Source organism: Halomonas sp. AOP25-F1-15, from assembly GCF_052378675.1.
GTDB lineage: Bacteria > Pseudomonadota > Gammaproteobacteria > Pseudomonadales > Halomonadaceae > Vreelandella > Vreelandella casei.
In genome coordinates, this window is record NZ_JBQSXV010000003.1 from 516371 (window position 1) to 539770 (window position 23400).

11 protein-coding genes and 1 pseudogene are annotated in these 23400 nt (G+C 58.1%); 11 read left to right on the forward strand and 1 reads right to left on the reverse strand.

The features are described from left to right. Positions 1 to 5: 5 nt before the first annotated feature. From tssH to ACT3TF_RS08355, 11 genes and pseudogenes are all read left to right on the forward strand, one after another. On the forward strand, positions 6 to 2657 hold the full coding sequence (gene tssH, locus ACT3TF_RS08305) for a type VI secretion system ATPase TssH (RefSeq protein ID WP_444672008.1): 2652 nt from the start codon (positions 6 to 8) through the stop codon (positions 2655 to 2657). Positions 2658 to 2661: 4 nt separating this feature from the next. Further along, on the forward strand, positions 2662 to 4212 hold the full coding sequence (locus tag ACT3TF_RS08310) for a sigma-54 interaction domain-containing protein (RefSeq protein WP_441686021.1): 1551 nt from the start codon (positions 2662 to 2664) through the stop codon (positions 4210 to 4212). Then, the gene (gene vasI, locus ACT3TF_RS08315) at positions 4209 to 4874 is read left to right on the forward strand and encodes a type VI secretion system-associated protein VasI (protein WP_444672009.1); all 666 of its coding nucleotides are present in this window, start codon (positions 4209 to 4211) and stop codon (positions 4872 to 4874) included. The genes ACT3TF_RS08310 and vasI overlap by 4 nt, the downstream gene beginning before the upstream one ends. An 11-nt stretch (positions 4875 to 4885) precedes the next feature. Further along, entirely contained in the window at positions 4886 to 6352 is a 1467-nt protein-coding gene (gene tssA, locus ACT3TF_RS08320; RefSeq protein WP_444672010.1) for a type VI secretion system protein TssA, read from the forward strand. A 39-nt stretch (positions 6353 to 6391) separates the two neighbouring features. Continuing rightward, a complete protein-coding gene (gene tssM / locus ACT3TF_RS08325; protein ID WP_444672011.1) occupies positions 6392 to 10042 on the forward strand; it encodes a type VI secretion system membrane subunit TssM in 3651 nt (1216 codons plus the stop codon). Further along, a complete protein-coding gene (locus ACT3TF_RS08330) occupies positions 10026 to 10616 on the forward strand; it encodes a GNAT family N-acetyltransferase (protein WP_096277951.1) in 591 nt (196 codons plus the stop codon). Before tssM ends, ACT3TF_RS08330 begins: the two co-directional genes overlap by 17 nt. A gap of 66 nt (positions 10617 to 10682) precedes the next feature. Continuing rightward, a complete protein-coding gene (locus ACT3TF_RS08335; RefSeq protein ID WP_444672012.1) occupies positions 10683 to 10970 on the forward strand; it encodes a type VI secretion system PAAR protein in 288 nt (95 codons plus the stop codon). Position 10971: 1 nt separating this feature from the next. Beyond that, positions 10972 to 12972, forward strand: a pseudogene (locus tag ACT3TF_RS08340) (type VI secretion system Vgr family protein); the annotation flags it as partial. Positions 12973 to 13032: 60 nt separating this feature from the next. Beyond that, the gene (locus tag ACT3TF_RS08345) at positions 13033 to 16731 is read left to right on the forward strand and encodes an RHS repeat-associated core domain-containing protein (protein ID WP_444672028.1); all 3699 of its coding nucleotides are present in this window, start codon (positions 13033 to 13035) and stop codon (positions 16729 to 16731) included. A 654-nt stretch (positions 16732 to 17385) separates the two neighbouring features. Next, entirely contained in the window at positions 17386 to 18597 is a 1212-nt protein-coding gene (locus ACT3TF_RS08350; protein WP_444672013.1) for a YeeE/YedE family protein, read from the forward strand. Positions 18598 to 18778: 181 nt separating this feature from the next. Continuing rightward, positions 18779 to 20458 (forward strand): NAD-dependent malic enzyme, encoded by a 1680-nt coding sequence (locus tag ACT3TF_RS08355; protein ID WP_444672014.1) that lies wholly within the window; start codon positions 18779 to 18781, stop codon positions 20456 to 20458. A 69-nt stretch (positions 20459 to 20527) separates the two neighbouring features. On the opposite strand, the gene acnA is transcribed toward ACT3TF_RS08355, so the two are convergent. Beyond that, a complete protein-coding gene (acnA, locus tag ACT3TF_RS08360) occupies positions 20528 to 23260 on the reverse strand; it encodes an aconitate hydratase AcnA (protein WP_441686577.1) in 2733 nt (910 codons plus the stop codon). Positions 23261 to 23400 lie beyond the last annotated feature (140 nt).

A 23400-nucleotide genomic window follows, 5' to 3' on the forward strand; every position in this document is an offset into this window, starting at 1 on the left:
ATACCATGCTCAGGGTAGAGCTACCGGCGCTTATTGATCGCCTGAACCCGATCACCCGCCAAGGACTCGAACAAGCCGCAGTGCTGTGCGCACAGCAACAGGCGCCAGAAGTTGCTGCCGCGCATTTGCTGCAAGCGCTGCTGGACCAGCCGCTGTGCGATGTACGCTGTTTGTGCGAGCATTTCGAGATCGATACTGCGGCGCTGCGTGCAACGCTTGCCGAAGAAACGCGCCCGCCACGCGATCTGGAGATCATCACGCCCAGCTTTTCACCGCTGCTGGTGGAGCTATTACAAGACGCCTGGCTGCTCGCCGCTACCGAATATCAGCACCGTGTATTACGCAGTGGCGCCGTGCTAACGGCTTTATTGCATAACGCTGAGCGCTATCTTGGCGCGGGTTCGGTGCGCCTGCTGGCGGATATCAATCGCGAAACGCTGCGCCGCCATTTAGAGCACCTTGCCGCTGAATCGGCGGAGGCTCCCAGTGACCCATCCTCAAACGCAGGGCGTCAGTCTGGCATGGGGTCTGAAAGATTGGGGTCTGGAAGCGAGAAGCCTGAAAACGATAGTGCGCTGGCGCGGTTTGCCACCTCTTTAACCGAACAGGCACGCCAAGGCGAGCTTGACCCCGTGCTGGGGCGCGACCCGGAAATCGACCAGATGCTCGATATTTTGGGACGTCGACGCAAGAACAATCCGATTGTGATCGGTGATGCCGGGGTGGGTAAAAGCGCCGTTGTGGAGGGGTTGGCAGCACGCATTGTGGCAGGGCAAGTTCCTGCAGCGCTAAAAGATGTTGAGCTACTGACTCTTGATTTAGGCGCCCTGCAGGCAGGCGCTGCCGTTAAAGGCGAGTTTGAAAAACGCCTGAAAGCAGTGATTGATGAGGTAAAAAACGCACCGCGCCCTACGCTGCTGTTTATTGATGAAGCGCACACGCTGATTGGTGCCGGTAATCAGGAAGGGGGCGGTGATGCGGCCAACTTACTCAAGCCTGCGCTGGCGCGCGGCGAGCTGCGCACCATTGCCGCGACCACGTGGCGTGAATACAAAAAGTACTTCGAAAAAGACCCCGCGCTTTCAAGGCGCTTCCAGCCTATAGCGCTCTCTGAGCCGAGCGTGGAGCAGGCGCTGGTGATTCTGCGCGGCCTGCGCGATGTTTACGAGCGTGCCCATGGGGTGCTGATTGGCGACAGCGGTTTGCGCGCCGCTGCGGCACTGTCGGCACGCTACTTGGCCGGGCGGCAGCTGCCGGACAAAGCGATCGACGTGCTGGATACCGCTTGCACGCGATTAGCACAGGCGTTAGACACGCCGCCGCGCAGGCTCAGCCATCTGCAAAGCGAGCACACCGCCGCATTGCGTGAGCGCGACCAGCTCGAGCGTGAGCGACTGTTGGGTCGCGAACCCGATAGCGAAAACCATCACGTATTAACGGAGCGCCTAGTCAAGCTTGAGCAGGAGCTAGCAAGCCTGGAAGCCGCTTGGCAGGCGCAGCGTGAGTGTGTTGATGCGATTGTTGCGATGCATCGCCAGTTGCTAGACGCCACCAATAGCGATGCGCTGGATCAACTGCCTGCAGGCATTCATCAGGCGCTGGCCGAGCGTGAACAGCAGTTGACGCAGCTGCAAGAAACCTTTGCGTTGGTTAATCCTAGCGTTGAAGAAGCACAGATTGCCCAGGTGATCGGCGACTGGACAGGCGTCCCGGTAGAGCGCATGACCAGTGATGAGCTAACGCGGCTTACCGAGCTGCCTACTTATCTAGGGGAGTTAATCCAGGGCCAAAGCAGCGCGGTAGAGCGCATTCACCGCCATCTGCTGACTGCCCGTGCGGATCTACGTCGGCCAGGGCGGCCCTTGGGCGCCTTTTTATTGGTGGGCCCCAGCGGGGTCGGTAAGACTGAAACCGTGGTGCAGGTTGCCGATCAGCTGTATGGCGGGCGCCAGTTTCTGACCACTATCAATATGTCCGAATACCAAGAGAAGCATACCGTTTCTCGGCTAATTGGCTCACCGCCTGGCTATGTGGGCTTTGGCGAGGGCGGCCTATTGACCGAGGCGATCCGCCAGCGGCCTTACTCGGTGGTGCTGCTGGACGAAGTCGAAAAAGCGCACCCCGATGTGTTGAACCTTTTCTATCAAGCGTTCGATAAAGGTGAGCTGGCCGACGGAGAAGGGCGCTTAATCGACTGTAAAAACGTGCTCTTTTTCATGACCTCGAACCTTGGCTATGAGGCCATTGTCCGCCACGGCGACAATGCTGCCCAGCTTGATGCAGCGCTTTATCCCGTACTGGCTGAGTTTTTCAAGCCCGCACTTCTCGCCCGTATGGAAGTAGTGCCTTATCTACCGCTAGACGGCGATACGCTGCGCAATATCGCCAAAGCCAAGCTGCACACGCTGGCAACGCGTATTCGTGAACGCCATCGGCATGCGGATGTAGCGCTGGATGACACCCTGGTGGATGCGATTTGCCAGCGTGCCACCCGCAGTGAAAACGGTGCGCGCATGCTGGAATCGGTGATTGACGGTGAGCTGCTTCCGCCGTTGTCGCGCGCCTTGCTCGAACGCATGGCACGTCGCGAACAGGTGACCCGCGTTGCGCTGGGTGTCGATGCTGAACTGGGCACCTTTACCGCGGAGGTTGCGTAACTTCATGACGCTGCTAGCCGCAATGCCGGTTGCATTAACCCTAGTAGAGAGTGCTAACGCAGAGGCGTTGCGCGCGCGCGCAGCAACGCTGGTGCGTGATGGTCTGGGCCTGGATGGCGCAGAGTGCCTCTATGTAGAGGGCAGCGGCCGCTGGCTGGGGCGTGACGGCGATGCAGCGCAGTTCGATTGCAGTGATTTTAGCCATCCCTACGCCCACGTTATTCGTAGCGGTAAAGCGCTAACGCTCAGCGTGGGGGACGCACGCACGCGCTTGGACCACCGCGCGTTTCAAACGCAAGTGGCGCGCTTAGCGGCGAATAAATGCCTCCAAGTGCGGCCACTACGGGCAATGGACGGTGATCAAGAGTGGCTGGGTGTGCTGTTGATGGTCGGCGAGCGGGACGCTCTCACCTCGCTTAATGACGAGCCCGGCATGGCCGCTTTTGAAGCATTGCTATGCAGGCTGTGGGCTCGGCTCTCGAGAGAGCAGGGCGAGCGGCATCGTACGCGCGCCCTGCGTGATTCGCTCGCCAAACTTAACGACGGTGCCCGGCGCCAGACGCTGGCAGACCAGCTAGCAGAAGACCTGCTGGGGCAGTCGGTGGCTATGCACACGCTGCGCCGCCAAGTGGTGAGAGCAGCAGAAACTAATCTGGCCGTTTTGCTGCAAGGCGAAACCGGGACGGGTAAAGATCGGGTGGCGCGTGCCCTGCACCAGCTTTCGGCGCGTTCGAAAGGCCCGTTTATGGCGATTAACTGCGCTGCCATTCCCGAAGCGCTGCTGGAGTCTGAGCTGTTCGGTCATTCCAAAGGAGCGTTTTCAGGCGCGGACCAGGCCCAGGAAGGGCTGATTAGCCAAGCCGATGGCGGCACGCTGTTTCTGGATGAAGTGGGTGATATGCCGCTGGCGCTGCAGGCCAAGCTGCTGCGCGTGCTGGAAAGCGGCCGGTATCGCCCTTTGGGGGCGAGCGAAGAACGCTGCGCCGATCTACGCATAGTGTCTGCAACCCATCAGCCGCTACGCGAGCATATCCGCGCGCAGCAGTTTCGCGCCGACCTTTACTACCGGCTCGGCCAGTTCCCGTTGCCCCTGCCCCCGCTTGCCGAACGGCGCGATGATATCGCTCAGTTGGCGCAATCGTTTATCACCGATTTCTGCCAGCGTGAAGAGCGTGTCGAAATGGGCATCACTCCCGCGGCGCTGCGCTTACTGCACGGTCGCGATTACCCTGGCAACGTACGCGAGTTAAAAAATCTCATCGACTACGCCTGCGCTATGACCGCGCAAGGCACCGATATTGATGCCTATGTGCTGCCAGGAGAGCTTGATAATGACGCGCCCGTACATACGACTTTACCGACCAGCGGGGGTGCGTATGCGTTGCCGGACAGTATTGACGACTTGCGCCAGGCGCTGCGGGACGTCGAGTCCGACATTATTCGTCAGCGGTTGCTGCACTTTGGCGGCAACCGAGCACAAACCGCCGAAAGCCTTGGCTTACCTAAGCGAACGCTGGCGCACAAGTGCCAACTGCTAGAACTGGATACTAAATGAAAATGACCTCACTGACGCGCCAATGGTCATGCAGGACGCTGCTCATGATAGGCGCTTGCAGTAGCGCTGGGCTGTACGCCGACGAGCATCAAGCAGGGCTAGAGAGCGTGTTGGATAACGCGCAGGCCTGCGCGGAAGAACCCTCGCGTTTAGATCGGCTTAGCTGCTACGACAACGTGTTTAAACCAACGTTGACGGCGACAAACGATTCAAAGCTATCCGACCTGTGGTACGCCATTGAGCGCCAAGAGTCCGAGCGAGATACACAGGCGCTAGGGCTGATGGTGGAACAAGCCGGCGACGATGTGTTGATGAGCGTACCTGCGCTGGGAACCACGCCGCCGCGCCCGGTGATGGTGATGGCCTGTGAGAACGCGATCACTCGCTTCCAACTGCACATGCCTGAACCGGTCAACGAGGCTCGCGTTGATATTCAGCTTTCGACTAATACGGGCAGTATTCAGCAGCAGTGGCGCGCACGCGACGATGGCCATGTACTTAACGGCGGCCGTGGGCTGCCCGCGATTGAGACGTTACGACAGCTGCTTAACGCCGATGAGGTCACGCTGACGAGCGATGTTGCCGTGTTGAATGGTTTGCGTTTTGACATCACGGGCTTGCGCCAAGCCATTCAGCCCATGCGCGAAGCGTGCCGCTGGTAAGGGAGCCAACTATGCGTATTACTGCCGTCGCTCATCTTGACCCCCTGTTGGCCCCGCTGGCTAACAATGCAGACGGGCAGCCTGTGGGGGAGTCGCTTGAGGAAACCAGCGACTACCTAGCCCTTGATGCTGAAATGATGAAAGTCGGCTCGCTGCAACATGCAAGTGTCGCGTGGGAAAGCGCTGAAACGCTGGCGATTCGCATGCTGAGCGAGCGCGGCAAAGACCTAAAAGTGCTAGGCCATTTGCTGCACTGCCTACAGCACGATGGCAATGGCGTGCGCTTTGCGCTGTCACTGCGCCTGTTAACGCATGCTCTGGAGCAGCCCTGGTGGGCGCATGCCTATCCCTTTAATGGCCCGCGGGGCGCCAAGCTGCGCCCGCGGCTGTTTCAGCAGTTTAGCCAGCGCAGCGTAAAGCTCGCCGCCGGGCTGGACTTTCATAATGCGGACGATGAGTTCGAGGCTTGCAATACAGCGCTAACGGAGCTGCAGGCACGCGTAGAGCAATACTCGCTACCCGGGCAAGCGCTGAATGAGTTAAGTCGCCAGCTCACTGCGCAGCGTCCTACGCAGACACCGCCTTCAGCCAATAGCGCTACGCCACCGAGTGAGCGAAGCGAGACCGCGAGCAGCCAAGCAGGGCAGCAAGCGGCACCGACGGCTGAGGCGCCCGCGAAAGTGCCGGAGCTGCGCTTAGAAGCGGGTAACGAGCGCTCGAATCGTCAGGCGCTGCTCAAGATGGCGGACTTTTTGACCGAGCAGGCCTCGGGTGAACCGCTTGCTTACCGCCTTCGCCGCTACGCCGTGTGGAGTGCCATACAGGCGCTGCCTTCGGCTAAAGAGGGCGGGCGAACAGAGCTTGCGCCCGTTTCCGCCGACCGCATTGCCGGCTACCGAGAAGCCTTTGCGCGCGGCGGCGACAGCGACTTATGGCAGCGCATTGAAAATAGCCTAGCGGTCAGCCCCTATTGGCTAGAAGGCCATCGGCTGAGCGCTGGGATTGCCAAACAGCTGGGGCATCCGCGCTGCGCTGAGGCGATCCGTGATGAAGCGCAGCGCTTTGTGCAACGCCTGCCCGGCATTGAGGCGCTGACCTTTAATAACGGTGCGGCGTTCGTCGATGATGAGACGCAGCGCTGGCTGCATAGCAGCGGAATGCCGGGTAGCGACGGGGCCAGCAGTGGCGGTAATGATACTTGGCAGGCGGGCTTAGAAGAGGCTCGCGAGGAAATGGAAAGTGGCGATATGGGGGCGGCATTAAAAGTTCTTGATCAAGGCCTTAGCGCCGCCCGATCGCCTCGTGAAAGCGCCTACTGGCGTTTAGCGAGTGCGGACCTTTTGCATGAAACCGGCCTGGAAAGCCTTGCGCAGCAGCACTACCGCACATTGCATCAAACCATCACCGAGCTTGCGATGGAGCAGTGGGAGCCATCGCTTGTGTCGCGCCTTCACGCGGCGGTTAAAGAAACGCACTAAACAATATTCATCAGTAACAGGGACGAGGGATAAAGGCTAATGTGGTCAACATTAACATCAAAGCTGAGCCGCTGGGTGCCTGGCTTGTCGCGGGCACAAACAGCGAAAAACCGTGCCAATGCGCATGGTAATAAAGCGAAAGGGCTATTGCGGATCTCAACACTGCTGTGGGCGGTGCTGCTCATCGTATTACTGGTCGCTATTTGGTGGCTGGGACCGGGTTGGGAAATACGCGACGTCATGCCGCTTGCCCCGTTAACTAACCGCCTGTTGGCAACGCTGGCCGTCGTCACTCTTATTGCTGTGATCTGGGGTGTCCGCTTAGCGCGCCGGCTGCGCACCCTGGATGAAGAGCGTGAGCACGAAGACGCTCGCCAGCAAGACCCGATTATGTCGCAGGTGGAGCGACAAGAAGCGTCGCTCGACAGCGTGTTGACTGAGATTACGTCGAGCCTAGGCGGTGGCCATAACAGCCGTTATCGCCTGCCTTGGTACCTAGTGATGGGGGTCGAAAATGCGGGCAAAACCAGCCTGATCAATCGCTCCGGCCAAACCTTTGCGCTGACCCACGTGATGAAAGCATCCGGGCAGAGTAGCAAGCAGGGCCAGCTAGGCTTTGACTGGTGGATTGGCGATAAAGCAGTGCTGATTGACCCCGATGGTGAGCTGCTAACGCAGGGCGCTATGGAAGGCGGTGAGCCTCAAGAGCTACAGCGCAGACTGTGGGATCATTTTGTCGATTGGCTTGAGCGCAATCGTGCCCAGCGGCCGTTAGATGGCGTTGTGCTGGTGCTGGATCTAGCCCGTTTAAGCCACGCCCAAGTGGCGGTGCGAAAAGCCTATGCCGCGCTGTTGCGAAGCCGCTTACGTGAATTAATGGAGCGTCACGGCACCCGGCTACCGGTTTACGTCACGTTTAGCAAAATGGACTTGCTGCACGGCTTTGACGACTTCTTCCGCCACTATTCCCGCGCAGCCCGCCGTGCGCCACTTGGCTTTACCTTTTCAGCGGCGTCGATGGACACGCCCGGGAAATGGGAGTCTGAGTTCGAAGCTGATTATGACGCCATGCTGGCACGCTTGAACCAGCATATGCCGACCATGCTGTCCGAGTGCCGCGACCGCGATGAGCGTGAGTCGGTATTCCGGTTTGTGCGCCAGTTAGCGGGGCTGCGCGATGTACTGTTCGGCTTTCTGGCCGAGGCGTTGTCGAGCGATCGCTTTTCAACGGCGGCGATGGTGCGCGGCACGTATTTTACCTCGGTTTATCAGCAGGGCGTGCCGGAAGATCCGTTTGTTGATGCCGCCGCGCGCCGCTACGGCATGGGCGATACCGTGCAGCCTGCGCACCGGGCCACCCGCAGCGCGCTTTATTTCACCGAAGAGTTGTTTGATAAAGTTATTTATCCCGAAGCGGGCTTGGCGGGCGATAACGCCCGTATGACTCAGAGGCGCCGTCGGGCGCGCAATATTAGTCTGGTTGCCTGCTTGATCATGGGCGTTGGGCTGGTCGGTGGCTGGGCGCATTTCTATCAAAAGAACAGTGTCTCTCTCGCCGCAGTAGAAGAGCGGGCGGCAACGTTTTTAGCCACTCAGCCTGAGGCTTTCCAAAGCGACGATCCCAGCGGCTATGAATTTTTAGAACCGCTGGACAGGCTGCGCTATGCGCTGGAAACCTTCTCCGAATACCGCACGCACACGCCTTACCTCGCCGATATGGGGCTTTATCAAGGGCATATCATTGGCGCCCAGGTTGAACGTGCCTATCTGGCGATGCTGGAAAATCAGTTCCTGCCGGCATTAATGATCGGCATCGTGGACGACATGAATCGCTCCGAGGAAGGCAGTAACGCGAAATTAGCGCTACTGCGCGTGCTGCGCATGATGTCAGACGCCAGTGGCCGTCAGCCTGAGCGGGTAGAGCGCTTTATGGCGCAGCGCTGGCAGGGTTACTTTCCTCAGCAAGGCGATGTTCAAGAGCGCCTGTTGACACACCTTGACTACGCGTTGATACATAGCGATCTAAAGGGGCATATTGCTGACGGTCAGCAGCGTGCCCAGCAGGCCATGGCACCGCTTCAAGGTAGCATCGACGCGGCACAGCAAGAGCTTTCTCGTCAGCCGATTGATGAGCGGGTGTATACGTCCTTGAAAGTCGCCGGTAGCCGCCAAGGTGAACCGCTTGACCTGCGTCTTAGCGTCGGCACGCTGTTCAATACGGTATTTATGGCGCGCAATGACCAGGCCGAGTACGTGCAGCTGCCTCACTTGGTGACCCGCGACGGCTTCGAGAATTACTTTCTACAAGAGCTTGATCGGGCCACAGATCTTGCGCTGATCGACGTGTGGGTGTTGGGTCAGCGCGATAACATCAACTTTAGCGAAGCCGATAAACAGCAGCTGCAAACGGCGCTGCGCGAATACTACGTGAGTGACTATCACGTTAGCTGGCGCGATGCCTTGCGCAATACGCAGCTGGTGCCTTTGCCGGACATTCATCAGGCCATCGTGGTGGCGGATGCGCTGGTGGGCTCACAGCGCCCATTAGACAGGTTGTTGAACGCCGTTGAACGTAATACCAGCCTCTATCCTGAGCTGCCCGAGGATGACGAACAGGCCCGCGCAGCGCTGCGCGAATCTCAGCGATACCAGCTAGCGCTGGCCATTGAGCAGCCCTTTACGCCGATTAACCAGCTCAGCCAGGCGCGTAATGACAATCCCTCGTCGCTTGAGGAAATTAAGGTAGCGGTCACTGAGTTGCGCAACTACCTGCAGGAAATTGAAGAGTCGAGCGATGCAGAGCGTGCAGCCTTTATGAATGTGCGTGATCGGCTTTCGCTGCGCGGTAACGACCCCATTTACAATCTACAGCGCATTGCCGAAAACACGCCGCAGCCGGTAGGCCGAATGCTGCATGATTTGGCTGATCAGAGCTGGCAGCTAATGATGGTGAGTGCCACGCGTCATTTAGAACACCTTTGGCTGGATGAAGTGGTCGCGCCTTATCAAGAGCGCCTAGCTGGCCGCTACCCGCTTGCCCCCGGCGCCACCAGTGAAGTAGCGCTTAGCGACTTTGAAGACTTCTTTGCCCCCAGCGGCACCCTAGATGCCTTCTATGAAGAAAGCTTAAAGCCCTTTATTGAGGGCGCGCCCGAGTACTTAGTTGATGCTGACGGTAACTCGCTACTGCGCGATAGCCTGCACACCGCCGTTCAACAGGCCGAGCAAATTCGTCGCGCCTACTTTAGCCGCGACGGCGCGCTGGATGTGGAGTTCGCCCTAGAGCCGGTGAGCTTAAGCCCTGACAAGCGTCGCAGTGTGATCAGCGTGGACGGCCAACTGATCGAATACGCCCACAGCGCCAGCCAGCGTGTTTCGATGATTTGGCCCAATACTTTACGCGGTGGCAATGAAAGTCGCGTCACTATGGTGCCTAGTGAAATCAACCGCTCTCCGCGCAGCGTGACTCAAGACGGCGCCTGGGCCTGGTTCCGGCTGTTAGAACAAGCCGATATCACCAGTGTCAGCGAGCGGGAGCTGGAACTGCGCTTCAACGTCGATGGCGGCTCGATGCGTTATCGCCTGTTTGCTAACGGCTCAGCCAACCCCTTTACGCGCCCGCTAGCGGCGGGCTTCCAGTTGCCAGCGGCGCTCTACGCCGAGCGAGGCAGCAATGCTGACCAAACTTAAGCAACTGTTTAGCGCCGGCACGTCTCAGCCTACGACGCGCCATAAGCGTCAGAGCAGCGTGAAGCGCGCCCGCCCGCTAGTGGAGGCGCGCAGCGAAGACATCGACAGTTTTATCGAAGCGGTCTACCACGCGGATGCCAAAGGGCACTCACCGTGGGTGCTAAAAGATAAAAGCGTGCTGGAAACGCTGCGTCGGGCGCTGGAATTTACCGTTCACCGAGGCCTTTGGCTACAGCGCGACGAAGGTAAGGTCGCGCATTGGCAGGGCCGACTGCTGGCACTACGCCATGGTGACGGGCCGCCGCTAGGCATGGTGCTGGCCTGTCGCCCTGACGATGAGGCTGCCTGGCAGCTGCGCTTTTTCTACATCAGCCAAGAGTGGAAAGGCAGCGGCCATGGCACCCGCCTACTCATGGCCGTGCGCCGCAGCCTCAGCGGTGTACCGCTGCAGACACGCCTGCCGTTGGTGTGCCACTCGGCCATCGATAGCCTGGAAGCCGCCGGCTTTACTCGCCAATACGTTGATGCCTTTGAGGTCGCCAGCTACGAAGCGCCCGCAAAGTGGGACGAATAAGCGGGATGAGTAAGCCGCACGAATAAGCAGTCATGTAATGCAGTCATGTAATAAGGAGTACCCGCAATGGGCCAGCAATTTGTACTAGTGGGCGATATGGGAACCGACCACGACGGTTTTCCTGCTACGCCGGTAACCGCCGGTAGCGGCACGGTGCTAATGGACGGTAAGCCCGTCGCTCGCGTAGGCGACCCGCTCGCGCCACACGACAAGCCCAACCACTCCACGCACCCGCGCGCCATTGCACAGGGCTCGGGCACTATTTTAATCGACGGCAAACCCGCTGCGTTAACGGGCCACGGCGTGGACTGTGGCGGCGTGGTCATCGGGTCTGGTTCAGGAGAGGGACGTTGAGATGACAAGCACAGGACTGCAATTTACGTTAACACTCCCCGGTGTGGACGAGGTGGCGGTGATCGACTTCACCCACCGCGAAGCGCTTTCCCAACCCTTTGAACTGGCGCTGAATCTGGCTAGCCGCGATGGCAGCCTAGACGCCGCCGATCTCCTTGATAGCGAAGCTACCCTAACTATTTGGCAGGACGGCGAACCGCTGCGCCGCGTGCACGGCATTATCGCTGAATTTGGCCGAGGTGATCGCGGCCACAGGCGCACTTTTTACTCGCTGGTACTGCGCCCCGCGCTCTGGCGGCTTTCGCTACGCCAGAACTCGCGGATTTTCCAGAAGACCGATCCGCTCACTATCATTAATACTCTGTGCGATGAGCGCGGTATCACCGATGTGGCCTTTGCGGTTAACCGCGATCTTCCTGAGCGCGAGTACTGCGTTCAATACCGCGAGACGGATCTCGCCTTTATCGAGCGCCTCGCCGCCGAAGAAGGCCTATTCTACTTTCATGAATTTGCTGAACGAGGTGAAGACACCGATGGCGGCGGCCACCGGCTGATCTTTGCCGACGATCCGCAAGTGCTAACGAGCCTTGGCGAACGCACTTATCACAGCCGAGCCGGGGGCACTGCTCCCAGCCGCCATGTGCGGAAGCTGAGTCAAAAGGCCCGCGTCGCTGCAGCCTCCGCCACGCTGAAAGACTACAGCTTCAAGAACCCGGCTTACGCCCAGTTGCACGAACATCTGGGCCGCGATGTCGAGGCTCACGGTCAGCAGTCTGACTACGAACATTTTGATTACCCCGGCCGCTATAAGCAGGACGCCTCCGGCGAACCGTTTACCCGTATTCGCCTGGAGCAGCTGCGCCGCGAGGCCATCACCGCCAATGCCGAAAGTGATCTGCCCGAGCTCGCGCCTGGCCTGCGCTTTACACTCACCGATCACGATACTGACAGCCTCAACCGTGATTGGCAGGCAATCAGCGTTATTCACCACGGCGAGCAGCCTCAGGCGCTGGAAGAAGACAGCATCAGCAGCAGCGAATCAGGAGGTATGACCCGCTACTTTAACTACGTCACGTTGACGCCAGGCGACGCTCCCTGGCAGGCCACTCCCAATCCCAAGCCCCGCGTGGATGGCCCTCAAGTAGCCTTCGTGGTCGGCCCCGAAGGCGAAGAGATTCACTGCGACGAGCATGGCCGGGTTAAGGTGCAGTTCCCCTGGGACCGCTACGCGGAACCCAACGATACGGCAAGCTGCTGGGTACGTGTCGCCCAAGGCTGGGCAGGCGGCGGCTACGGCAGTATCGCCATCCCGCGTATTGGCCACGAAGTGATTGTTTCTTTCCTGGAAGGCGACCCCGATCAGCCGCTGGTCACCGGGCGCACCTACCACGCCGTGAATACCGCGCCTTACCCGCTGCCAGAGCACAAAACCCGCACGGTCATCCGTACCCAGAGCCACAAAGCCGAAGGCTTCAACGAGCTGCGCTTTGAAGACGAAGCGGGCGAAGAGCAGATCTGGCTCCACGCCCAGAAAGACCTGGAGCTGCTAACGCTTAACGACCGCACTGAAGAAATTCAAAACGATAGCCACCTTAAGGTGCACAACAACCGGTTGACCGAGATTCACAACGACGATCACCTAACGGTACGCAACGACCGCTTTACCCAGGTAAAAGGCGATGACCACCTTCAGGTGGATCAAACGCGCCATGAGCTTTATGGCGAAGCGCAGCTGTTGGAAGCCGGACAGGAAATCCATCATAAGGCCGGTACGCAGATTGTGTTAGAGGCCGGTGCGGAGATCACCCTCAAAGCGGGCGGCAGCTTTGTAAAACTCGACCCGAGCGGCGTCACCATTGTCGGCGCCCAGGTGAAAATCAACTCCGGCGGCAGCCCTGGGCGTGGCCAGGGGCAGGCGATTGTGCTGCCCAACCTGCCCGGAGAGGCCGAACCCGAAGAGAGCGAGGATGTCACTCTTGAACCTCATCAAACACCTCTGCTGAGCAGTGATATTGCCGCCGCCACACCGCTGGCCCTGAATGCTATCGACATTATCGATGGCCTGGCCGATGACTGTAGCGCTTGTGAGCCAGCGGTAGGCAGTCCCGTAAACCCGCTGCTGGGTGCTAAACTGCTGCCCGCCGAGACCGATTTTGCGCTACCGGCACCGCGCCCCTTTGTATTTAGCCGTGGGTATCTTTCCAGCAATGGGCGGATTGGGGTGCTGGGCCAGGGCTGGTCGCTACCCGGCGAAAGTCTTGCGATGACGCTGAGCGACGATGCTTGTATCATCCATGATGCTCAGGGTCGAGCCATTACCTTTGGGCCACTCGAACCCGGGCAGGCGCGTTTCTCACCTACCGAACAGCTTTGGATACGCCGTGGGGGTTCGTCAGCGTCTCAAGACAACGCACAGAGTGACGATATCCGCTGGCAGGCGTTGGATGAGACGCTGCGTCAGAATCCTGACCGTATCGTGCTTAGCGATGCGGGCGGCCTTTACTACGTGTTTGCCCGCCCTGACGACGCTACCGCGCGCTGGGCGTTGACCGAAGAGCGCGACCGCAACGGCTATACCACCCAGTATCAATGGGAGGCTGATCTATTGGTGCGCGTTATCGACAGCGCCGAGCGCCATTATCAGTTCGTCTACGATGCCTTGCTGCCCAAGCAGGTCGATGATGCAGGCCAGCGCCTGACCGGCGTCAAGCTGGTTCAGGATCATGACGGCAGCGCTCAGAATGACTGGTTAGTGCGCTACTCGTATAGTCCCGTAGGGGATTTGATTGCCGTGCGTCACCGCCACGGCGAGGTGGTGCGAGAGTTTGAGTGGCAGAATCACATGCTCATCGCCCATCGAGTGCCCGGCGGCATGGAGGCCCACTACACCTGGGATCGCCACGCCCCGGATGGCCGCGTGGTCGGCCAGCAGGAAGCCGGCGGCCTGGCGCGATCTTATACTTATCACGTTGATCACACTCAGGTGGCCGACAGCCTGGGTCGGGAAGAGCTGTATCACTTTGTGGGCAGTGGCCCCGGCCAGCGCTGGACCGCTCACACCCGCGCTGACGGTTCACGCATTGAGTTCCGCTACGACCGCGCCGGACGCAAGGTGGCGACGGTTGATCCGCTGGGTCGCGAGACGCTGATCGAACGCGATGAGAGTGGCCAGGTAATCGGTCAGACGACGCCCGGCGGCCAGCGCTGGACGCTAAAACGTGACGCTATGGGCGATACGGCCAGCGTGGAAGGGCCTGAGAGCCAGCGTTGGCAAATAACGCGCAACGAACGTGGCCAGCCGCTAGAAGTGACCGGGCCAGAAGGCACGACGGCGTTTGCTTATGGCGATGAGCGTCTGCCCGACCGTCCCACCACGGTGACTGATGCAGTGGGCGCCACGCACCAGCGCGAGTGGAACGACCTGGGTCAGGTCACCGCCCAGATCGACTGCTCCCAGCAGCGCACGGCGTATGAATACGACCGCCACGGCTACCTGGCCAGTGTCACCAATGCGCTGGGAGAAACCACCCGCACCCAGCACGATGTGCGCGGCCAACGGCTGGCTACTCAACAGCCGGATGGCACCCACTGGCACCATCACTACGATCCCCAAGGGCGGCTGGTGGAGCTTGAAGGCCCGCAAGGCTTCCGCCAACAGTTCTTCTTTGATGACCACGGTCGCCCGGTGCAGCGCATCGAGGCCGATGGCAGCCAGCAGTTTACCGCCTATGACGACATTGGCCGCCTGAACGAACTTACCTTGGGCAACGGCGCGGTCTACCGTTTTGCGTTTGATGACATGGATCGCCTGATCAGTGAGACCGGCCCCGACGGCCGCGAACAGCAATACCGCTACGATGAGGCGGGCCAGTTGATTGAGCGAGTGGAGGCCAATCGCACAGGCCCAGACGATCAGCCGCTGGCCACGCGCTACGCGTATGATGCCGCCGGCCGTCTTACCGCCCGCCACCTGCCGGCCACTGAACACGCCCCGGCCAGCAGCGAACATTACCGCTGGGGTACCAACGGCCAGCTGGTCAGCGTGACCAACGACCATGGTGATGTCACGTTCCAGTACGACCACGCCCAGCGGCTGACCGGCGAACAGCAGCGCCATACCGGCATTGACGGCAACAGCGCCTGGCAGTGGCAGCAGCAACATACGCTCACCGCCAACGGCGCGCCCCAACAAAGCCAGTTTGGCGACCTGCCCGCACTGAACTGGCACACCTACGGCAGCGGTCATCTACACGGTATGAGCGCACCCGATCTAGATCTTGAAATCGACCTGACGCCGGATGCCCTGCATCGCGAAACCCAGCGCCGCCTGAGCCTGGAAAACGGCGATCAAACGCAGCCGCTGATTCTGGAGCGCGGCTATACTCACCTTGGCCAACTGAACCATCTCACCCTGCGCGGCGCGCAGCACGAGGGCGGCCAGCAGTACCAGTACGATGCCCTGGGTAGGATGAGCTTCCGTGCGCTGCAAGGCGATCAAGCCAAAGTGATTGCCTATAGCTACGATGCCGCGGGCCGTTTGACTGGCAGCCAGCATGGCGATAACGCCCATCGCTATCCTGTGGATGCCGCCGGTAACCGCTTAGACGGCCAGCAGGCCCTCACCAACAATCGTCTTGATCAACTCAATGGCATTGGCTACCGCTACGACGGCGCGGGCAACTTGATCGAAAAACAAGATCCCAACGGCGAGCGCTTAACGCTGGGCTACGACGGTGCCAACCGCTTAGTGCACCTCATCCACGCCAGCGAGTTAGGCTACACTCGCGATGCGACGTATCGTTACGACGGCCTAGGAAGACGCATCAGCAAAACCGTGCGCGATACCAACGGCATCACCGCCACTACCCACTACGGCTGGGACGGCGATCGCATCGTGCGGGAAGATACCCAGAACCAGCGCACCACAATAGTCTACGAGCCGGGCAGCTTTGTGCCCATGCTGCGCATTGATGATACCCAGCAGGGTCAACACATCAGCGCCTTCGTCACCGATGCGCTGGGTACACCCATGCAACTGGTGGCGCCCAATGGGGAGACGAAATGGCAGGCCCAACCCAACGACTGGGCGGCAATCAAGAACGAGCGTGGCACTACAGCGCAGCCGATTCGCTTTCAGGGCCAATGGCACGATGAGGAGAGTGGGCTCTATTACAATCGCCACCGTTATTACGACCCGCAGCAGGGGCGGTATATTAGCCAGGATCCGATTGGGTTAGCTGGAGGAGATAATCTTTACCAATATGCAGCAGCGCCAAATTTAGAAGTAGACCCTCTTGGCCTCAGAGGGGTATATGGGCTTGGTGGTGGGCCTTATAGCCAATCTAATACGGTAAGGCGACAAGCAGATAGCCTTGTCACAAGTGTAGAGCCGAACGCTTCTGCGGAATCGTTTGGTGGTGTGTTCGGCCAAACAGTATCAACTGGGATAAAGCATGATTCGAATGGAAACACTGCTTGGGTGTTAACTGAGTGTCAGCAGTATGGCTTGGGTATGTTTAGGGGAGTCGGAGTCGGAGGCAATATCGGCGTAAGTTCCGCTCCTCTTGAAAACGGAGTTTCCGAAACTTGGGGCCCTTTCGTGCGGGCGGGTGCTATCAAGGGTGGCGGTGGATCTATAGATTTTGGAAGCGGCTCTATTTCAGGGGCAAGTGGATGGCTTGGACCAAGTGTGGGTATAGCCGGCGGAGTCCAGCATTGTAAAACAAGCACCACCATCATCGGAGGAGGGCAAGATGAATAAGACGATAAAATTAATCAACAAGGTTCGGATATGGGCCTTTATAATTTGTTTTGCAAGCGGTGGGTCACTCGTACTTGGGCACTTCGGGCACCTTGGGTTCGACAGGATTTTAACAGGCGCATTATGGGAGGTATTAGAGACGATCAGTCGTCTATCCGCAGTGTTTGCTATAGTAACTACTTTTATAGTACTTATCGATAGTGCTGGTAACGGACTCAATACACTTCAACGTAAAAAAGATGCAAAAAGGGACAGAAAACGTCACTAAATATCTATTCTGAGTTTGACTAATAATGCAGCATTGATGCTGCCCGACGCACTCATTACTTGCCAAGGAAAGCAGTTGCTAATTTTCTTGGCGGTAAGTCTTCTATCATTATTCGTTCTCTACGCATCTACGGTGGCAGCGGCCACCTACAAGATATGAGTGCTCCTGCCTTGGTCTGCATCGGCCTGACACCGGATCCTCTGCGCGGCGGCGCCCACCTTGGCCAGCTGCTATGTCTTAGCTGTCATATTCCATAAAGCTATAAGCACTGCTAAATAAAGAATTTCCCGCGTTGTACTACTATCGTTAGGCTTGCAACTATTGTCTATGTCTATCAAAAGCGCCTGTTTTCTAACAGGCGCTTTTGGTGTTGCTAAAGGTGACCTATGTCCACAACCTCTATTGTTGAACCCGCAAGCTATCGTGTGCCGCTGATCGCCACGGCGGCGATTGTTTTAGGCGCGTTGCTGGTGGGGATGGTGTTTGAAGCCAATACGGGGCTGCTGATGATTGTCGGCGGCCTGCTGGGGATGGTGCTTTACCATGCGGCGTTTGGCTTTACGTCCGCATGGCGTGTGTTTATTACCGAGCGACGAGGGCGTGGCCTGCGCGCGCAGATGGTGATGCTGGCGATTGCCGTGGTGCTGTTTTTCCCGGCTCTTGGCGCGGGCACGTTGTTTGGTACACCGGTGACTGGGTTTGTCTCGCCGATTGGTATTTCGGTACTGGTTGGAGCATTTATTTTCGGCGTTGGCATGCAGCTGGGCGGCGGCTGTGCTTCTGGCACGCTGTTTACAGCGGGCGGCGGTAATGCGCGCATGTTGATCACCCTGGTTTTCTTTATTGTTGGTTCGGTGATTGGCTCGGCGCATTTTGCTTGGTGGCAAAGCTTACCCGCCTTTCAGCCAGTGTCGCTGGTTAACGTTGCCGGAGTAAGCGGCGGAATAGCGGTTAGCCTGGTGCTATTTGCTGCTATCGCTGCCTTTACCTGGGTGATGGAGAAACGTCGCCATGGTCAGCTTGAACAGGCGCCTGTCGTCAATAAGCATGGCTATTCGCGTTGGTTAACAGGCCCGTGGCCGCTGGTAGCGGGTGCGGTGGCACTGGCGCTGTTAAATTTTGCCACCCTGGCACTGGCAGGCCGCCCTTGGGGCATTACCTCTGCGTTCGCGCTGTGGGGTGCCAAGGCCTATGGTCTGGTAGGCGGTGATGTCAGTCAGTGGGGATATTGGCAGGCGCCTGGCAATGCAGCGGCCTTGGAAACCAGTGTATGGAACGACATTACCACGGTAATGAACGTCGGTATTATGCTTGGCGCGCTGGCGGCCTCAAGCTTGGCTGGTCGCTTTGCGCCTAATTTCAAAATTCCGTTGAGGTCCGTATTAGCAGCGATTATCGGCGGCCTCATGTTGGGCTATGGCGCGCGCTTGGCGTATGGCTGCAATATCGGCGCGTACTTTAGCGGTATTGCCTCGGGCAGCCTGCACGGCTGGGTGTGGCTGGTGGCGGCATTTGCGGGAAATATGGTGGGCGTAAAGCTGCGTCCGTTCTTTTTTGCAGGTATAGAAGGGCGCCAAGCCGCGGCCAAAAGCTGCTAATCACGTTCTGCTTTAACGTGTCATTGTGTTCGATGCCTCGGCCGTTGGTCGGGGCATTTTTTTACGCTTAATACGGGTCTCTTCTACCTTTGTCTCAGGAGCATGTTACATTAAGCCCAAACGCCGCAAACGCCCGATGTTGCTGCATTGCAGCAGTGATAGACATTAAAAGAGAGTGCTTATGACTACCCAGAGTAAACGCCCCTTGTACCTTCCTTACGCCGGTCCTTCTTTGCTCGAAATGCCGCTATTGAACAAAGGCAGTGCGTTTACTCAACAGGAGCGCTTGGCGTTTAACCTGATTGGTTTGCTACCTCAGAGAGTAGAAACCATTGATGATCAGTTAGCGCGCGTCTATCGCCAGTACCAGCAGTGCCATAGTGATCTTGAGAAGCACATTCATCTGCGCGCCATTCAAGACGATAACGAGACGCTCTATTTCCGCCTGGTTTCCCAGCACCTTGAAGAGATGCTGCCGATTATCTATACCCCGACGGTGGGGCAGGCGTGTCAGGAATTCTCTAATATTTATCGTAATCACCGCGGCCTGTTTATTAGCTACCCTGATCGCGAACATATGGATGACATCCTGCGCAGCGCGACCAAGGATAACGTTAAAGTGATCGTGGTCACGGACGGTGAGCGGATTCTAGGCCTGGGCGACCAGGGAATCGGTGGAATGGGCATCCCGATTGGTAAACTGGCGCTTTATACCGCCTGTGGCGGCATCAGCCCCGCCTATACACTGCCGATCATGATTGATGTGGGCACCAACAACAAAGCACTGTTGGATGACCCTATGTACATGGGGTGGCGCCACGAGCGGGTAGGGCAAGAAGAATATGACGCGTTTATGGCAGAGTTTATTGCCGCCGTGAAGCGCCGTTGGCCTAATGTGTTGTTACAGTTTGAAGACTTTGCTCAGGCCAATGCGGTGCCGCTTTTAGAGCGCTATCGCGATGAGCTGTGCTGTTTCAATGATGACGTTCAAGGCACTGCTTCGGTGGTGGTCGGCACCTTAATGGCCGCCTGCCAGGCCCGTGAAGAAACCATTGCTCAGCAGCGAGTGGTGTTTGTGGGCGGTGGTTCAGCGGGTTGCGGTATTGCTGAGCAGGTCGTTGTCGCGATGGAAGCCGAAGGCTTGACCGAAAGCGAAGCGCGGGCGCGTATTTATATTGTTGATCGCGATGGCCTGATGACCAACGACCAAGCATGGCAGCGAGATTTTCAGCGCCGTTTAGCCCATGACGCCACGTTAGTGGCGCATTGGAATGGCCAAGGCCTGGAAGAGACCATTGCGCAGATCAAACCAACCGTATTGATTGGCGTATGCGGCCAACGCGGTATTTTCACCGAACAGGTTGTGCGCACGATGCACGCGGGCTGCGAGCACCCGGTGATCATGCCGCTTTCGAACCCCACCTCGCAGGCTGAAGCCGTACCGGAAGATGTCATCCGCTGGACTGATGGGCAGGCGCTAGTCGCTACCGGCAGTCCTTTTGCGCCGGTTGTTTATAACGGCCGTACCTATGCCATTGCTCAGTGCAACAATGCCTATATCTTCCCAGGTATTGGGCTGGGCGTTATTGCTGCGAGTGCCACTCGCATCACGGATGAAATGCTGATGAGCGCTTCGCGGGCACTGGCTCGCGAAGCGCCGCTGGTGAAAGATGGCAAGGGTGCGTTGTTACCGCCGCTGTCGCGCATTCGTGAGATCAGTAAGTCAATTGCCTTTGAGGTGGCTGCGCAGGCCCAGCAAAACGGCGTGGCGTTGCAAACCAGTGGAACTACGCTGCGTGAGCTAATTGACAAAGCGTCCTGGTCGCCGGATTACCGTACTTACCGTCGCCGCGCTTTCTAAACGCAGGTTTAAGGCAAAAAAAAAGCCCCCACCGAGGTGGGGGCATGCAAGCATTGGTAGGTTTTACCTTTAGGCTGCGCCGATCATCTTGCGCAGCACGTAGTGAAGGATACCACCGTGGCGGTAGTAAGCCAGCTCGTTTACCGTATCAATTCGGCACTTGGCATCAACGGTGCGTTCCCCATCGGCAGTTTTGATGACTACCTTCACCGTACCGCCCGGCGTGAGATCGCTTAAACCCGCAATCGAAATCTCTTCGTCGCCGGTCAATTTTAGCGTTTGACGGCTTTCACCTTCCGCAAACTGCAGCGGTACAACGCCCATGCCGATTAGGTTGGAGCGGTGAATACGCTCGAAGGATTCGGCAATCACGGCGCGCACGCCCAGCAGGCGCGTACCTTTGGCAGCCCAGTCTCGCGAGGAGCCGGTGCCGTACTCTTTACCGGCAATAACGACTAGCGGTTTACCTTCCTCTTTGTACTTCATGGCCGCATCGTAAATAGCCATCTGTTCGCCGCTGGGTACATGGCGAGTCTCACCGCCGACGACGCCATCAAGCATCTCGTTTTTGATACGCACGTTAGCGAAAGTACCGCGCATCATGACTTCATGGTTGCCACGGCGTGAACCGTAAGAGTTGAAGTCGACCGGCTTGACGCCGTTTTCTTGCAAGTAGCGGCCCGCAGGGCTGTCGGGTTTAATGGCACCGGCAGGGGAAATGTGGTCGGTGGTCACCGAGTCACCCAGCATCGCTAGCACGCGGGCGCTGTGTACGTCTTCGATGGCATCCGGCTCACGGCCCATGCCTTCAAAGAACGGCGGGTGCTGGATGTAGGTGGATTCAGGCCACTGATAGACCTTACTTTTCGAAACGCTGATCGCTTTCCAGACATCATCGCCCTCAAACACCGCACCGTATTCTTTACGGAACATATCGGTGTTGACCTTCTCGACGGCAGTGGCAATCTCAGCCTGAGTCGGCCAAATGTCTTTGAGATAGACGGGCTCACCATTGCTATCTTGTCCTAGCGGTTCCTTGGTAAGGTCGCGCTGCACGTTGCCGGCCAGTGCATAGGCAACAACCAGGGGGGGCGATGCAAGCCAGTTGGTTTTTACCAGCGGATGAACGCGGCCTTCGAAGTTACGGTTGCCGGAAAGCACCGACGCGACAGCAAGGTCGCCGGTGTTAATCGCCTGCTCAATCTCATCGGCAAGAGGGCCTGAGTTGCCGATACAGGTTGTGCATCCGTAGCCGACCAGGTTAAAGCCTAGGGCGTCCAAGTCCTCATTTAAGCCCGCGGCTGCTAGGTAGTCGGTGACTACTTTAGAACCCGGTGCCAGTGAGGTCTTTACCCATGGCTGGGTGGTTAATCCTTTTTCGCGAGCCTTACGTGCCAGCAGCCCCGCCGCCATCATAACGCTTGGGTTTGAAGTGTTCGTGCACGACGTAATGGCTGCAATGACCACCGCGCCAGGGTCAAGGCTGAAGTCGCGATCATTCAGCTTAACGGCTTGGCTGGTGTCATCTTTGAAGCTGCGCTCTACGCCCACGGCGGTTTGGCCACCTTCAGAAGAGAACTTGCCCTTCTCTGTAGCGCTTGCCTTCGTATCTTCCTGCATGAACTTACCAAAGGCCGACGCCATGTCTTGTAGCGCCACGCGATCCTGAGGGCGTTTGGGGCCGGCAAGGCTAGCGACTACCTCTGTCATATCTAACTGCAGGGCATCGGTGAATATCGGCTCATCGTTGGGCTCGCGCCATAGGCCCTGGGCTTTGCTGTACGCCTCGACAAGCGCAACCTGGTCATCTTCGCGTCCGGTTAGGCGCAAATAGTTCAGCGTTTCATCATCGACCGGGAAGAACCCGCAGGTAGCGCCGTATTCAGGCGCCATATTGGCGATAGTGGCACGATCGGCCAGCGGCAGGTCTTTCAAACCGTCGCCGTAGAACTCAACAAATTTACCCACTACGCCTTTTTTGCGCAGCATCTCAGTGACCGTCAGCACCAAATCGGTGGCGGTAATGCCTTCGCGCATCTTGCCGGTCAACTTAAAGCCAATCACTTCGGGGATCAGCATCGACACCGGCTGGCCGAGCATGGCTGCTTCGGCTTCAATGCCGCCCACGCCCCAGCCAAGCACGCCCAGGCCGTTAATCATCGTGGTGTGTGAGTCAGTGCCCACCAGCGTGTCAGGGTAAGCAAAGGACTTGCCGTCCTCTTCTTTGGTCCATACGGTTTTGCCCAAGTACTCCAGGTTCACCTGGTGGCAAATGCCGGTGCCGGGTGGCACAACGCGGAAGTTGTCAAAGGCCTGCTGGCCCCAGCGCAAAAACTCATAGCGCTCGCGGTTGCGCTGCATTTCAATATCGACGTTTTCTTGAAATGCGCCAGCGTTGCCGAAATTATCGACCATCACTGAGTGATCGATGACCAGATCGACAGGGGTCAGCGGATTGATCTTCGCAGGGTCTTCGTTAAGGCTTTCTACGGCGGCGCGCATGGAAGCTAAATCCACTACGCCGGGCACGCCGGTAAAGTCCTGCATTAATACGCGCGCGGGGCGATAACCTATTTCGCGGCTAGATTTGCCTTCGGCCTGCCAGTCGACCAAAGCCTGCATGTCTTCTTCGGCTACGCTCTCGTCATCGGCGAAGCGCAGCTGGTTTTCGAGTAGAATCTTGAGCGTTTTGGGCAGCCGATCGATGTTGCCGAGCACCCCGGCCGCTTGGGGGAGGCTGTAGTAGTGATACGTGGTGCTGCCAACCTCTAAGGTACTTAGCGTATCAGGTATCTTGCTCATGCCATTCTCCTCTTGTTGCTGAGCGTTTAGCTCAACGTGACGGTCACGGTCTTTCTTTATAGTATGGCTTACCATAGTAATAATACATGGGTGTTTGCACAGTTGCTTTCAAGGTTTATTCGCCTAATAGCCTATGGCAA